At 60.2% G+C, this 15,986-nt stretch carries 9 protein-coding genes; 2 read left to right on the top strand and 7 right to left on the bottom strand.

Translation table 11 applies throughout. The annotated features are described in order from the left end of the window. Positions 1–83: 83 nt before the first annotated feature. Entirely contained in the window at positions 84–5,048 is a 4,965-nt protein-coding gene (locus AB4N42_RS26565) for a dermonecrotic toxin domain-containing protein (protein ID WP_460115569.1), read from the top strand. A gap of 27 nt (positions 5,049–5,075) precedes the next feature. Here AB4N42_RS26565 and AB4N42_RS26560 read toward each other — a convergent pair whose 3' ends face one another. Then, complete coding sequence (locus tag AB4N42_RS26560; RefSeq protein WP_431146102.1) at positions 5,076–5,900, bottom strand: SDR family oxidoreductase; 825 nt, start codon at positions 5,898–5,900, stop codon at positions 5,076–5,078. 34 nt (positions 5,901–5,934) lie between these two features. Next, positions 5,935–6,399 (bottom strand): hypothetical protein, encoded by a 465-nt coding sequence (locus AB4N42_RS26555; RefSeq protein ID WP_030139661.1) that lies wholly within the window; start codon positions 6,397–6,399, stop codon positions 5,935–5,937. A 161-nt stretch (positions 6,400–6,560) separates the two neighbouring features. Between AB4N42_RS26555 and AB4N42_RS26550 the strand changes: the two genes are divergently transcribed. Then, the gene (locus AB4N42_RS26550) at positions 6,561–9,383 is read left to right on the top strand and encodes an RHS repeat-associated core domain-containing protein (RefSeq protein WP_460115568.1); all 2,823 of its coding nucleotides are present in this window, start codon (positions 6,561–6,563) and stop codon (positions 9,381–9,383) included. A gap of 143 nt (positions 9,384–9,526) precedes the next feature. Here the strand turns inward: AB4N42_RS26550 and AB4N42_RS26545 are convergent, their stop codons facing one another. From AB4N42_RS26545 to AB4N42_RS26525, 5 genes are all read right to left on the bottom strand, one after another. Next, the gene (locus tag AB4N42_RS26545; RefSeq protein WP_198796593.1) at positions 9,527–10,978 is read right to left on the bottom strand and encodes a mannose-1-phosphate guanylyltransferase/mannose-6-phosphate isomerase; all 1,452 of its coding nucleotides are present in this window, start codon (positions 10,976–10,978) and stop codon (positions 9,527–9,529) included. A 218-nt stretch (positions 10,979–11,196) separates the two neighbouring features. Continuing rightward, the gene (locus AB4N42_RS26540) at positions 11,197–11,862 is read right to left on the bottom strand and encodes an alginate O-acetyltransferase AlgF (RefSeq protein WP_030139657.1); all 666 of its coding nucleotides are present in this window, start codon (positions 11,860–11,862) and stop codon (positions 11,197–11,199) included. A gap of 14 nt (positions 11,863–11,876) precedes the next feature. Then, positions 11,877–13,052 (bottom strand): alginate O-acetyltransferase, encoded by a 1,176-nt coding sequence (locus AB4N42_RS26535; RefSeq protein WP_030139656.1) that lies wholly within the window; start codon positions 13,050–13,052, stop codon positions 11,877–11,879. A gap of 11 nt (positions 13,053–13,063) precedes the next feature. Continuing rightward, positions 13,064–14,629, bottom strand: a complete 1,566-nt coding sequence (locus AB4N42_RS26530; protein ID WP_407682754.1) for an MBOAT family O-acyltransferase — start codon at positions 14,627–14,629, stop codon at positions 13,064–13,066. 220 nt (positions 14,630–14,849) lie between these two features. Then, positions 14,850–15,986, bottom strand: coding sequence for a mannuronate-specific alginate lyase (locus tag AB4N42_RS26525; RefSeq protein WP_217861307.1), 1,137 nt, complete (start codon positions 15,984–15,986; stop codon positions 14,850–14,852).

Raw genomic sequence — 15,986 nt, 5'->3', positions numbered from 1 at the left:
GGCCCTTCGAATGTAGTACATATTTACCACCTTGCCTCTCCCAGGCCCGTTCAAGCTGGCGTCCTCGACTGAAGGAACTCTCGATGACCCAGCTGACTCACCACCACTTTATTCGCCAGCAACTGCCCCGTTGGCTGCTGGATGCGAACCAGAGCGAACAGGCAAGGCTGCTACAGGCCGCCTTGGACTTGGCCGAGGCCGCGCATCGCTTCAATGTGACAAATGCGGTTATCCCGTCATTGCGCGACTTTGCGCTGTCTCGTATACAAGCCCACATGGATCGCCTTTTCGGCACGCGCATTGACCTGGAGCGCTCTCGACTGATCAGGCATTTTCGGGATGATTGCGCGACTTATCCGGTCCCTGGAGGCGGTCCCGCTACGCTGGTGTGCAAGCCACATCTCCCTGAAGAGCGATCATTGCTGGAACACGCGCTGATCAATTTCCCCCGTGCCGACACCGAGGCTCAGGCTTTCATCCGAGGCAGCCAATTCGAGCTTTATCCTGACCGCGCCAAGGCGTCTGTCGTGCAGATGAACGACTTCGCCGGTTTGTGTCGTGACCTGGATACCGGAGCCGCTTACGCTGCCGAGTTGCGACGCCAGATTCCGCAGCTTTCCCATGACGCAATCTCGTTGCCTGCCTTCGCGTCGGATTACATCCAGTTTCGGAAAACGCAGCTGCGACACGACGCCCTGCAAGCCCGCATGCAAGGGTTGCTGGATGTCACGGGTGAACGCATCCTGGCGGCTTTTGGCGTGCAGCTCGATGCCACCGTGAAGGTTCAGCCGCTGCCCGCGGCGTTCGCCAGCGGCCTTGAGCTGGGCGAACGCTGGCGGGCGGAGCATCGCATCGTCCTGCCTGGCGTGCGGGTCTTTTGGGGGGATCGGCAAATCGTGGGGCAGTGGGTGCCGATCGTGGTCCATATTCCGGACGATCCTGTCTCGCCCCTCAAGCAATACGCCAGTTCGGCAGCTTTCCAGGCTGATCTCGTCATGCGCCTGGGTGACCTTCGATATGCAGCGTTTTTTTCCCGACTGTTGCCGCTGCCTGACAGAAACTGGAGTGATCGGGTGCTGGTAGGCCTGCTGCGAAGAGGGGAGAAAAACCTGGTCGAGGTTCATGAACTGCGCGGAGATGTCTGGCAGGGCCTCTACCGTGAATGGCGTAGCGTCGTGTTGAGTAGCGCGTCGAGCCAGGCCCGTTCAGTGGCTCATATCGACGCCGGTGTACTGATCGGAGAAACCTGGATGTGGCTGGGCGCAGGGCTGCAATTTCTTGGCGGCATCAGCATGTTCCTGCCCGGTGTCGAGCCACTGGCCTGGGCGGGTGTTGCCCTGGGAATGGGGCAATTCATTCTGGATGTCTATGAAGGCGTCCATGCGCTCAACCTGGGGGAGAGGCTCGAGGCGATCCAACACCTGTTCAGCGCCGCAATGAGTGCCACGACGTTTGCGGTAGGCGCTTTCGGGGCCAATCATCTGTTGGGCGAGATGACCCCCGTGGTGACGAACGATGGCAGTGAGCGGCTTTGGCACGGTCGCACCCGGCCGAGCGCCAGCCTGCGCGTGCCGCCTGAATATTCGACCGCCGATCGATACGGCGTCTGGCGCGCTGCGGATGATGCCTGGGTGGACGTGGAAGGCGTTTTTTATGAGGTCGTTGGCGACGGACGCGATCTGCGCCTCAAACTGCCTCCGAACTACCGTGGTGTTGTACCGGCCCTTGAATGGGAACGTTCAACAGGGTGGCGTTGGGTGCATCGGGATCCCTTGGGCATGCAAGGCGCACGGCTGCTGCGGGAAATCGACCCGCAACTGCGAACGTTAGCGAACGCAAGCCTTGACGATGCCCAGCGACTGATCGGGATCAGCGATGATCGGCTGCGCTATCTCGCCGTGAATGGCGAGCCTCTGCCGGTGCACTTGCCCTACATGGCCCGACGTCTTGCAGCTCGGGCGCAAGTGTCGGATGCAGTGACCCGGCTACGTGCCAATCACCCCCTGCCACAAGTACCCCGGGGCGTGGTGCAATTGCTGACAGAGTTGCCGGGGTGGCCGGTCCGGCGTGCGTTCCGCTACATGGATGGACAAAACTCTTTCTTCAGATCAGGAGCAGGCCCCGAGCTGCACCTCGATGCTTCTGCATTTCACAGTGGGCAATGGCAAGAGCGGTTGCTCTTGCAGCTCGATGCCCGAGAGCAACGCGCTTTGTTGGGCGCCGAGACTCCGTGGGAAAGCCCTGCTGTCACCTACCGACGCTTCGCCAACCTGTTGGCTGATAGCCTTGAAAACGATGGCTACCGCCTGGTGGAGAACTTCGCCAATCGCCCGGCGCAGCATCCGAACGCGGCGCTGTTGTGTCGAGACTTTCCGAGCTTGCCGGAGCCCGTGGCGGATGCTCTGCTGGCGGACATGACGATAGAAGAAGAACGCGGCTTGAGCACCGGCCGCGTGCCGCAGAGCCTGGCGCAGAGAACCGTCGAGGCGTTGCGTGAGCTACGTGTATCGCGGGCGTTGGAAGCCTTGCAAGCTGGCGTCTCGGGCAACGATCGGGACCGCTTGGTCATGAGCCTGCTTGCCCTTGAGCTGGCGAGGCTGGACGAGCCGGTACGGGTGCAATTGTTGCTTGAGGAGCATTCTTTCGGTCCTCTGGAAGCGGGTGGAACCGGGCCGTTGAAAACCATTCGCCGCCGCGACGATCGCTATGAGCCTTTTGACGAGACAAATAACGAACTCGGCCCACCCACGAGCCTGGAAGATGCCTTGTTGCGGGCTTTGCCTGACTCGGCACGCCATCGCTTGGACCTGGACATTTGGGAACACGACAAGCTGCGCGGACAACTGTTGGACATTGCCTTGGGAAGTCGCGACCAGTTGCGCTCTGCATTGGGGATCCATGCATCGAAACCTGCCAATGTCCGTTTTCCGGAGCGAGTGGGCGAAACGCCGGGTTATCCGTTGAGTGGCCGAGGGGTTGCCTTTTGGCAGCGCGGGGCAACCCCACAGTCACGTCTTCAGTCGCTCTATCCGCACGCAGACATCAGCGTCCGGGTGATGGCCGAACTCCAGGAACGCAGCGCTCAGTCGGGCAGACCCCTTGACCTGCTGATCAATGAAAAAGAGGCCGAATGGAAAACCCTCGACGAAAGCTTGGAGGTATGGGAGCAAGCTGCGGACAAACACCATGCGGTGGAGCTTGACGATCCGGCGCAAAGGTCGGTGATTCGTCGAAAGGTAGGCAGGGCGCTGCGCCGCGGTTGGCGTCGGGAAACCCGCTTTACCGCCGGGGACAGCTCGGTGCTCGGTTTGGAAGTGGCGGCCGGCCCGATAGGGCGACTGCCGATTCTTACGGCTGATTTCAGCCATATTGAAATGCTCACGCTCCGTGGACTGGCGCTCAGTGACGTGCCTTCGGGTTTCTTGAGCCGTTTTCCCAGGGTCGTCGAATTGTCGCTGGTCCATAATCGCCTCACGCGCTGTCCCTCCGCCATCGCGGGCATGCCACGGCTGCGGTTCCTTTTCCTGGACGAAAACCCCCTTGTGTTCAATGACGAAGTATTCGCTTCCCTGCTGGGGCCCACGCCCCATGCCACGCTGGAGTGGTTGGAGCTTTCTGGCGTATCGGGTGTCACGGAGCTGGTGCCGGGCCGAATCGGCGCCCGAGCTATCGAGGCGCTGGGCGGATTGCCGCGGCTTAAACATTTGGTATGGAAGAACAACCCGGCGTTCACCCCCGAGCTGCTGCAAGCAATCGGCGGCCTGAGGCAATTGGAAAACCTGAGCCTGGGTGATAGCCGGTTGGTATTGGACGAGCAAAACAGCGCGTTCCTGGGGGAACTGAAGCGTCTGGTCGCGCTGGACCTGAGCGGCAATCGTGTGATCGGTTTGACGAGCCTGTCGGGATTGCCTCGACTGAAATTTGTGAACCTGGCTCGCACCCGACTCAAGGAAATTCCGGCGGCACTGATTCAATTGATCCAGCGCACGCCCGTGAGCCAGCTCTACCTGACGTTACTCGGCAATGCCATTACCCATGTCGATCCCATACTGTCCGTGTTGCCCCGAAACGAGGGGAACCGCAGATTGCTGGGCATCAACCTGGATGACAATCCGCTGCCGGTGAGCCAGATCTCCAGGCTGCGAGAGGCCAATTTTCGCTTTGCCTATACCCGCGATGCCTGGACCCGGGATGCGGGGTTGCGCAGGGAATTCGAAAAGCTGCGCGAAAACCCCTCCGCTTCAGCGTTTTTGGACTGGCTCAGTGACGAAATCACACGACTTGGAGAGGCGCAAAATAGCGGATTTCAGAGGAGTGGCGAGGATGCCGTCGGACGTCTTTTCAATCTAGAGGGGCGTATGGACGCGATGCGTCCGCGTATAGCTAATCTTGACGAGCGACTCATGGCACTGCAGTCGCGTGTGTATTCGCGACTGGGCGCCAGCTTGCGCCATCAGCCATTCACATTGGCCGAATTGGAAACGCACATCTCCCTGTTCTTTGACTTTTGCATCGACTTGTGGAGCAACGCTCCTTTCACCCGATTCATTCAACGTCATTATTTGAATTGGGCGCGTGTACAACGGGCTCAGGAAGGATGGACCCGACAGGTATTAAATACCCACGCAACCGAGGCGCTTTTTACAGGATATCTATTACAAGACATGACGGAGGGAGCCCCGTTGTTTGAGACGCTTTCCTGGGCGCCTTACCTCAACGAAATGTCCCCCATTTGGCGCGCGTTCGAGGGGAAATGGGAAGGGATCTCCGAAAGCCTGGATGACATAGCTTTCAGGGGAACTTTGAATACATCCCAGTGGCCGGTGGAACTGCTCGCCAAAATGACCCATCCCCCCCAGGCACAGCCTCATTTGGAGCCGGTAGAAGGGGTCGCTTGGGGAACTGACGGCATCGAACTCAATTCCGAACAAGTACGTCGGACGTGGTTGATCATTAAACACATCCAGACCATTGAAGCGATACAGGCCTCAACCCAGGCTACCCAGACGTTGGTGACAAACTGGTGGGATCGCAGGCCCTTGATCTGAACGTTTGAGGGCGGGCCTGCTATCAGACTACAACGGCCGCTTCAATCCAAACCGCCTCATCAACCCCTTCTGTAGCAAACCGGCAGGAAGCCAGGTTGCCATCAACGGCAATGCGCGACTGCCATTGCCCAGGCGCAGCAGGCGGGGTGGCTTGGGTTGCTGAATGGCCTTGAGCAACGCGGCGGCGAACTCGCGGGTAGGGGTCGGGTTGTCCTGGGATGCCTTGGCGCGGGCTCGGATGCCATCGCGCAGGGGCCACCAGGGCGATTGTTCGCTGATCAACTGCTCGGCTTCATGGCCGGCATTCTTGGCGAAACTGGAGGCAATGGCGCCGGGCTGCACCTCCATGACGCGGATGCCGAACGGCGCCAGTTCCATGCGCAATGCGTCGCTCAGGGCATGCACGGCTGCCTTGGAGGCGCAGTAGGCGCCGGCAAATGGCGTGACCAGCACACCGGATACGCTGCCGATATTGACCACCAATCCCTTGGCCCGGCGCAGCACAGGAAAGAGTGCGCGGGTCACGCCGACGATGGCGAACACGTTGGTTTCGAACTGGCGCTGCATGGCCGGCACGCCGCCATCCAGCAGCGGGCCCATGGCGCCGTAACCGGCGTTGTTGACCAGCACGTCGAGGCCGCCGTGTTGCTGGTTGATTCGTTCGCCTAGCTGTTCCAGCGCCGGGCCGTCGTTAACGTCCAGTTGCACGGCGGTGAACCCGGCGGCGTTGAGTTGCGCCACGTCCTCGGATTTTCGTGCGCTGGCCCAGACCTGGTAGCCGGCGGCCTTGAAGGCGTCGGCGAGGGCGCGGCCGATGCCGCTGGAACATCCGGTAATCAACGCAACGGGCATGGCGTGTTCCTTGTGCAAGCAGGTGGGAGGAAGATCAGTTGGCGAAGCTACCTTGCAATCGCTCGGCGCGAAACTCCAGGGTTTGCGGACGATAGCCGGGACGCAGCGGCGGGATTGGCAAGCAGTCCTGCCAGTCGGCACCGGGCTGCAGGTCGCCCGGGCCGCGATAACGCGGTGAACTGTAGAGATTGTCGGCCAGGTTGATGCTATCGCCGGGCGCGTAAGCTGCGATGCGCCAGCGCAGCTCCGTCAACGGAGCGTCGTTGCCATTGCGGATTTTCAGGCGCAACGGCCGATCAGCAGGGCAATGTTCGGGGGCGTAGGCAATCTGCAGGTCCAGGCGGGCCAGTTGCCGGGTCTCGCGGCTTTCTTCCCAGAGCACCCACGCCGCCACCAGGCCCAGCCCGACGAAGGCCGCCAGGGACACCGGCAAGGCCTTGGCCGGGTAGCGCAACAGCAGGATGAGCCAGGTGATGACCAGCACGACGCCGATAAGCATGTTCGAAACCTCCGTTCCGGTTGCCACATCCTACCGAAGGGCGCGGGCGATGGATATTCATGCGCCCAGCACCGTCCGTCGTGACTGTCATCTATGACAGTAGGCAATTGCGTCTTCCGCTTATTACATGGGCAAGTGACCCCCACGCAAAAGGCTTACCGATGGGCATGGACCATAGAACTCCTGGATTGATCGCCTTTGATCCGCGTAGCTTGGCGGTCCGCTCGATCGACTATTGCCGAAACCTTGAAGATGGCCTCGCGCAGCGGCGCACAAATCGAAGCCTCTTTGACATGGCGGGGCGCGCGACCAAGCAGTGGGACCCGCGGTTGTGGGCCTTGCAGGAAAGTGACGAATCGACGCCCGCCAACCTTTCGGCGATTTATTCGTTGTCCGGGGCTGAGCTGCACACGGTCAGCGTCGATGCGGGTACACAAACCATTCTGCCAAGTCTCGCCGGCGAAAATATACGTGGCTGGGATGGCCGAGGGACGCGGCGGGATCACCTATACGATGCCTTGCTGCGCCCCATCGCAGTTTTTGAACAGGGCGCAGGGGAGTCGCGGCGGTGCACCGAGCGCTTGACCTATGGCTATTCGGGCCAAGGCGATCAGGATCACAACCAGTACGGGCGATTGATCCGCCACGACGATACGGCGGGTACGTTGTTGCTGTCGTCCTTTGCCTTGACCGGACAAAACCTTACGCAGGATCGCCGTTTCATCTTCGATGTGGCGTTGCCCGATTGGCCGGAATCCGAGGCCGATCGCGAACACTTGCTGGAGCCGGGCGACGGCGCCGTTTCGACGTGGCGCTTTGGGCCGTTAGGCGATGTGCTGGAGCGGATCGACGCCAGGGGCAATCGACAACGACAAGACCTTACGCTCGATGGCCGGCTGTCCGGCAGCCAATTGCTGTTGAAGGGGCAAGACGATTGGCAGGTGCTGGTGAGCGATATTCGCTATAGCGCCCAGGCGCAGATTGAACAGGAAACAGCCGGGAACGGCCTGCAGACCACGCTCAAGTACCGACCCGAAGACGGGCGATTGATGGAACACCAGGCCATGCGCGCCGGCGACGTGCTGCACCACTTGCTTTACGACTACGACCCGATGGGCAACGTATTGAGCATCGAGGACCATGCCCTGCCGGTCCGTTACTTCGCCAACCAACGCATCGATCCGCTCAGTCGTTTTGTCTACGACAGCCTCTACCAATTGATCGAAGCCACTGGCTGGGATGCCAGACCGGTCAGCCAAGGCCCCGATTCGGTGGGGCGCAACGATCCCGCGGCGGTGGGCAATTATCGACAGACCTACCGCTATGACGAGGGCGGTAACCTGTTGGAGCTGGTTCACTTCGGTGCGCAAAGCCATGGTCGACAAATCCAAGCGGCGCGCTACAGCAATCGCTGCCTGCCTTACCGCGACGGAGTGCCGCCCACCGAGGAGGAAATCGCTGCCGCCTTCGACGCGCGGGGTAACTGCCTGGCGCTGGACGCGGGTCGATTCCTGGCCTGGGACCTGCGTAACCAGATGGGTTCGGTCACACCCATCAAACGGACATCGGGGCTTGATGATAGCGAGGTTTATATCTACGACGGCGGCGGGCAACGGGCGCGCAAGCTTCGCACCTTGCAAACCGGCACCCGTACCCTGACCGCCGAGGTGCGTTATCTGCCGGGGCTGGAACTGCGTGTCGACAGCGGAACGGGCGAGGCGCTGCAGGTGATCGTCGCCCAGGGCGGGCTCAGCGATGTTCGGGTATTGCATTGGGAAAGCACGCCGCCGACCGGAGAAAACGACGCTTACCGATTCAGCGTTACCGATCATCTGGGTTCGGTTGGCCTGGAGCTGGCCGAGGACGGGCGGATCATCAGCCGGGAGCATTTCTATCCCTTCGGCGAAACGGCCTATCTGACTGGAAATGACGTAATCGAAGTGGGTTACAAGACAGTGCGCTACTCGGGCAAGGAGCGGGATGCGACGGGGCTTTATTACTATGGGTTTCGGTATTACGCCCCGTGGTTGCAGCGCTGGGTGAATCCGGACCCGGCGGGGACGGTGGATGGTTTGAATATTTACCGGATGGTCAGAAACAATCCAATGTCTTTCATTGACGATAATGGCTCCATAACTACGAAAAAACGTTCCAATGGATTACACCAACCGGTCATTGCAATAGGTGCTGAACGCAACATTTCTGGGGCCAAGCGGGCTGATGTCGGAACATATATGCGGAATCTGCCGGCGGTCGCAAAACCGACCAGTATCCACAGCGCGCTTAGCGAAACTGAACTCAAGGAAGTGGAAGTCAGCACGTTTATATTAAGTGATGTCCGTGCACTCCCTCCCGAGTTCATTAACCTGCAAGGCGGAGGTAAGCTGCTGTTTACAATGGAAAAATTTAGTTACGGCGGGGCGGCTAGTGGAGTTTTCAACGCCTTGAGGGTTTTGAGAAGTCCCACGGATATTCCTCAAGGAAACAACGCAGTATTAGCCTATTGGGCGCCGCAGGGGGGCTTTGTCGACATTCCCGTAAATCCCGGTCGGCGGGACGCGGATCATGTCTTCACTCCTGGATTCAGTGGTTGTTCGTTGACTGTTGATCAGCTCAACGACAATGTTCTGCGGGTCCGGCATGTGCAAGGAGGAAAGGAAGACGTCGAATACAACGACCTGGCTGTTATCGACCATGGTCTAGGACTCAGTGCGGCAATGGAGTACAAGGATTACGGTTATATCTTGAATTCCGAAGGCCAACAGGAGGAAGTCACTACCGCCTTCGCTTTTATGAGATTCAACCGAGAGGATGGCGTCTGGAGCATTTTTCAACAGAGCACGCAGGGCACGGCTGCGATCAATCAGTATTCGCCGGATAAAAAACCATCCTTGTTTAATCGCTCGAACGCGTCAGTCAGTGTTTATTCGAAGACACGCGTTCGAAAAGTGCAATCCAAACAGGTACTGGTGGCTAACCGTTGATAGCCGAAAGCTGATTTTCGAGTGTATAGACGCGTCAGTAAGGCTGTTGGATTCATGAAAAAAAGCCCCCACCCAACCCGCTGCGGATAGGGGACGCAGTGGGCTGGATGGGGGCTTCTTGTACGGCTGATCGTTACTGACGCTTATTGGGCGATGGTCTTCACCGACACGCCGCGCTCAAGCGGGGTGGAACGACCGTAGATATCTTCGAAGCGCTCGATGTCGTCTTCGCCCAGGTAGCTACCGGACTGCACTTCGATGATTTCCAGCGGGATCTTGCCCGGGTTGCGCAGGCGGTGGACCGACGCGATCGGGATGTAGGTCGACTGGTTTTCAGTGAGCAGGAACACGTTCTCGTCGCAGGTCACTTCGGCGGTGCCGCTGACCACGATCCAGTGTTCGGCGCGGTGGTGGTGCATTTGCAGCGACAGGCACGCGCCCGGCTTGACCGAGATGTGCTTGACCTGGAAACGACCACCCATGTCCACCGAGTCATAGGAGCCCCACGGACGATAGACCTCGCAGTGGTTCTGGGTTTCGGTGCGGCCCTGGGCGTTGAGGGTGTTGACCAGTTGCTTGACGCCTTGGACCTTGTCCTTGTGGGCGATCATCATGGCGTCCTTGGTCTCGACCACGACGATGTTGTCCAGGCCGATCACCGACACCAGCTTGCCGTTGCCGTGGATCATGCAGTTGCGGCTGTCCTGGATCACCACGTCGCCCTTGGTGACGTTGCCGTTGGTGTCCTTGGCGTTGACTTCCCACAGCGATGCCCAGCAACCGACGTCGCTCCAGCCGGCCGACAGCGGCACCACGCAGGCGCGCTGGGTTTTTTCCATCACGGCGTAGTCGATGGAGTTGTCCGGGCAGCAGGCGAAAGTGGCTTCGTCGAAAGTGATGGTGTCGTTGGTCTGCTCGCTGCGCTCCAGGGTCAGCAGGCAGGTGTCGTAGATGTCCGGATCGTGCTTTTTCAGCTCTTCGAGGAAGCGGCTGGCGCGGAACAGGAACATGCCGCTGTTCCAGAAGTAACCGCCGGCTTCGACGAACTCGGTGGCGCGCTTGACGTCGGGTTTCTCGACGAAGTGCGACACGCGGCTCACGCCTTCAGGCAGCAGGGCGTCGTTGGTCGACTTGATGTAGCCGTAGCCGGTTTCCGGCTTGGTGGCCGGTACGCCGAACAGCACCATTTCGCCACGCTCGGCCGCCACGGTGGCCAGGGCCAATGCGCGTTGCAGGGCTTTCTGGTCTTCGATGACGTGGTCGGCTGGCAGTACCAGCATCAGTTCGTCGCGGCCTTCGTTGACGAGCATCATCGCGGTCAGGGCCACCGCCGGCGCAGTGTTGCGACCGAACGGTTCCATCAGGATGCGCTGGGCTTCCAGGTTCCGGGCGGACAGCTGCTCGTTGACGATGAAGCGGTGCTCTTTGTTGCAGACTACGATCGGCGTGTCCATGCCTTCGAACACCAGGCGCTCGAGGGTCTGTTGGAACAGGGTGTGTTCACCGGTCAGGGCCAGGAACTGTTTAGGGAATTGCTTGCGCGAAAGCGGCCAAAGACGTGAGCCACTACCACCTGACAAGATCACCGGAATCATGTTTGTTACTCCTTTGAAGCGAAATGGTTTTAGAGCTACTGCGTTCTGTCGTTTCACTCTCTTGTTTTTGTTCCGTACCCGACTGACACCCCGATTCAGGGTGGGAGCGGGCTTGCTCGCGAAAAGCGGTGGTTCAGCCAACATCAATGTTGAATGTGAGACCGTATTCGCGAGCAAGCCCGCTCCCACAGGGGTACAACGTCAATCAGGTGAATTCATCAGCGGGTGGAAACCGGGCGCTTGACCCACACTGGCGACAGGCTGCTGCCCGAACCAGTCACGTACAGCACGGCCGCTTCGCCGCGCTCCAGGGCCACTGGTTTCAGATCGCCGACTTTCTTGTCGCCTTCGAACAGGGCCAGGGACACTTTCACCGGGTTGATTTCACGCTCGCCACGACCCTTGGCCGCTACGTTCGGTACCACTTCGGTCTTGCCGTCGGCCGTCTTGAGGGTCAGCGCCTTGTCGGTGAGGTTCTGTACGCGTACCAGAGATTTCTGCTTGTTCTTGAACGGTGGTTCTTCGATCAGTTGTGGCTGGCCGCTGGCGTTGTTGACCAGGGTGTAATAGTGATCGGAGGCCAGTTTAACCGGTACGGTCTGGCTGCCCACCTTGGCGCTGTAGTCGCCGCCAGGCATGAAGCTGAAGTCGCTGCTGGCCAACGGGGCCACGTCGCTGATGTTGGTGCTGCCGACGGTGGCGCTGACTTCGGCGTTGCTGGCGTTGTAGATCCGCACGAAGCTGGAACCTTTTGGCGCGACCGGGCCGTACAGAGCCGAGTCACCGGCGAAGGCGGACAAGGAAAGGGCGCTCATGCTGGCGACCAGGGCAACGGCCTTGAAGGAGCGAGCAGCGAGACGGCGAGGAGTAGTGTTGAAAGTCATGGTGGACCTCTCTTTCAGTTTTGCGCCCGATCGGGCGTCTCGGATTGTGTGTTAGCAGCTACGTTCTGTTGGCGGGCGCCGGCTTGCTTGAGCTCGGCGACCCACTGCGGATCGGCGTCGCCGATCTCGTTGTTCACGGGCAGATAACGTTCAGGAAACTCCCAGATCAGCACCTGTGGCGGGCTGTTCTTGAAGGCGTCGCTCTTGAGGTAGCTGAGCATTGGCAGAATCGGGCCGTGGCCGTCTTCGGCGTAGTTCACGACGTCGCTGTGCAGGGCTTGCTTGAGCGCACCGACGAAGTTCCAGTTGGGGTTGGCGCTGTAGCTGGTACCGATCAGAGCCACGGGCACCTGGGCATCGGCGAACAACGCGTCATCGCTGGCCGGCTGGTCATCGGCTTCGCGGGTGTTGCGCTTGACCAACGGTTCCTGGGCTGGCATCAGGTTTTCGAACAGGGGATCGAGCGGCAGGAACTGACGCAGGTCGCCCTTGTGGATGATTTTCTCCGCAGGCTCGGTGACGAAACGCTGTGGTTCGCCATTCAGTGGTGTGCGTTCGGCAATGGCCTTGGCCAGATGTTCCGCAGCAATTTGTGCGCCTTCAGGCGTCCAGTGGGTGTCGGTGCGCAGGAACACTTGCTGGCCGCTCTGCTTGGCCTGTTGCAGCGGGCCGAGCAGGTCAGGGGCAAGGATCTTGTCCGTGGCCACGCGGGCATGGAAATCCTGGTACAGGTTGGCGTGAATGCTCGAAGGCTTCACTTCACCCAGGTGCTCGGGATACAGGCGCGCCTTGGCCGGCACGATCGCCATGACCAGGGTGATGCCTTGTTCCTTGAGCTTCTGGCGCACGCCTTCGATCAGCGCGTAGTTGCCTTGCAGGTTCTGGTCTTCATTGACGATCGGGTTGAACTCTTCGTCGCTGTACAGCCACTGGTCGCGGCCCAGGACCACGCCTTTGCGGCCTTCGTTGAACAGCTTGTAGTCCAGCGCCGCCCAGATGTTGGTGCCCAGGCGCTTGATCGGGAACTCGTCGTCGTAGTGCGTTTCCACGGCCTTGGCCCAGCGACCGTTGAGCACGGTCGCATCGGGATTGGTGCTGAAGCCGAAGAAGCTGCGCATCGACCAAATACCCAGTGCTGTCAAAATCAGCATGAACAGCACGACGTAGAAGATGCGTAATGAGCGGGTCATGTCCGGATCCCTCAGAACTGGAAGTAAAGGAATGGCGAAAAGCTTTGCGCCGACAGTTTGAGAATCGAGGCGATGAACAACAGCAATACCAGGGCGCGCATCACGTAGCGCGACCAGTCCACGGTCCAGTAGGCCGGTTGCACCTGGGCCTCGACGCCGACGGTGTAGCCAGGTTCGTGGATGGTCGACGGGTTGTCGCCCGGTACTGCCTTGATCATCCCCGGTTGCGCGGTGGCTGGGCCGTTGGCTTCGGTGTTCACCTCAGGCTTGGTCTTGGCTGGCGGACGGTTGGTGTAGAAGTCGCGCAGGCCGAAGAAGGCGAGGGTGACGTAGGCCACCACCAGCGTGGCGATCTGCAGGCCGGTGAGGTTGGCGCGGGTCAGTTCCGACAGCGACCAGTCGCCGAAGCTGAACATTGCGCTGTACATGCGGCCGGCCACGTGCAGGTTCTCGGCACGGAAGATCACCCAGCCCATCACCACCAGCAGGAAGGTCAGCGCCCAGCGGATCGGGTTGATGCTGCGTGGCGTGGTGTTGATGCCCACCGCTTTTTCGATGGCCAGCCACATGCCGTGCCACGCACCCCAGATCACGTAGGTGATGTTCGCGCCGTGCCACAGACCACCGAGCAGCATGGTCAGGAACAGGTTGCGATAAGTCATCAGCGTGCCTTTGCGGTTACCGCCCAGGGTGATGTAGAGGTAGTCACGCAGCCAGGTCGACAGGCTGATGTGCCAGCGGCGCCAGAACTCGGTGATCGATTGGCTGATGTAGGGCTGCTTGAAGTTTTCCATGAAGCGGAAACCCATCATCAGGCCCAGGCCGATGGCCATGTCGCTGTAGCCGGAGAAGTCGAAGTACAGCTGCGCGGTATAGGCCAGGGCGCCGAGCCAGGCGTCGCCGGTGGTCGGGTTCTGCAGGGCGAAGCAATGGTCGGCCACCACCGCCAGGGTGTCGGCGATGAACACCTTCTTGATGAAGCCCTGCATGAAGCGCGTGCAGCCTTCGGAGAATTTGTCCAGCGTGTGGGTGCGGTTGTTGAACTGGTCGGCCAGGTCGCGGAAACGCAGCACGGGGCCGGCGATCAGGTGCGGGAAGATCGCCACGAACGCCGCGAAGTCGATCAGGTTGCGGGTCGCCGGCGTATCACCGCGATACACGTCGATGATGTAGCTGATGGACTCGAAGATGTAGAACGAGATCCCGATCGGCAGCAGCACGTGGGTCAGGATGAACGGGTTGAGCCCGAAGCTGGTGATGATTGCGTTGAGGCTGTCCACGCCGAAGTTGGCGTATTTGAAATAGCCCAGGATGGCCAAGTCCACGCCCACGCCGAGCAGCAGCCAACGCTGGGCCGGTTTGGTGCGCACGCCGGCGGCACCGACTTTCAGGCCGATCCAGTAGTTCCACAGGGTGACGCCGGCGAACAGGGCCAGGAAGTCCACCCGCCACCAGGCATAGAACACATAGCTGGCGATCAGCAGCAGCAGGTTGCGATAGCGTTGCCCGCTCAGGTAGTACAAGCCGAGAAAGATCGGCAAGAACAGGAACAGGAACACATTGGATGAAAATACCATCCCGATCTCTCCTTGTTGAATCAACAGTCAAGGGCCAGAGCCCCCCCAAACCCCCCCATGAAAACCGGGGGGCATTGCATTTGAAACAGACCACTTTCCCTTGTGGGAGCGAGCTTGCTCGCGATAGCAGTGGATCAGCTTGCATCGCAGTGGCATGTGCCGCCGTCATCGCGAGCAAGCTCGCTCCCACAGGGTTCCCTTTCAGGCAGGGAGAACGGTGTCAGCTTCCTTTCTCGCCTTTCTCCCGCGAAGGGTCGTACACCCGGGTCAAGTCGCCGCCGAGGCGGAAGGTCTTGAACGGCTGCATTTCGTGCTTGCGTTCAAGCACGTCTTCGGAGCAGGTGTAGAGGCTGCAGAACGGTTCGAGCCAGGCGAATTTCGAATCGATCTTCAGATCCTTCATGTCCTGTTCTTCGCCGTTCTTCTCTTCGAAGATGTCCGGGTCTTTCACCCCGGCCAGCACTCGGTCACCCAGTCGCTTGAGGGCGCCGTTGTTTTCCTGGCGCAGGTCCACGCCATTGACCTGGGCGAAGCTGGCGATCATGGCCAGCGGCGGCAGGGCATAGTTGTGGTAGGACAGGGCGCGTTGCTTGCGCTTGAGTTCGTTGGGCAGGTAGCCCTCGGCATCGACCTGGTTGACGCCGACCTTGTATTCCTTGACGGCCCAGTCGAACAGGTCGCGACGGTTGGTCGCCACGGACGTGGCCATTACCGACCAGGCGGCCCAGTACGAGTGGTTGTTGGTCTTGTCCAGCGGCAGGTTGTCCCAATCGCTGACCACCTGGTCGGCCATCTTGCTGAACCAGCCTTCGATCAGTTGCGCCTGGTCCTGATGATTGGCCAGCGGACGCGACTCGGAGAACTTCAGGCGGACATAGGCCGAAGCCATGCTGCCCAGCGCCCATTTGCGCATGGACTTGCCGGTGTGGTTGAAGTCCTTGGACATCAATGCATCGGCCTTGGCCCAGGCGGTCAGCCAGTTCAGGGTGCATTCCAGTTGCTCGGGGCGACCGTCGCGCATGAACTGCATGACTTGCTTGCTGATGCCGCGCTCGATCTTGGTGATGTCGGCGGTGCTGTCACGGAAGGCTTTTTCCGATTGCACGTTCAGCGTGGCGCGAGCCTTGTCGGAGCCTTCGTACTTGCTGCGAAACTGCAACGAGCCGGTGTACGGCGTCGGCACGGCTTCGCAGCCCTTGCCGCCGTCGCCTTCCTTGACCTTTTCAATCGGTGCGAAGTAGCCCTGTGGCGGGCGCAGTGGCGCCGCGGCCTGCGTGGCCCCGGCGAACATCGCCAGGGTCAGCAGCGACGGCGCCAACAGCGTTTTCAACGTTCGGGTGCGCATGGTTCTGGTCAT

It is taken from the genome of Pseudomonas sp. H2_D02 (assembly GCF_054677635.1).
This window is presented reverse-complemented; position numbering and strand designations above follow the sequence as displayed.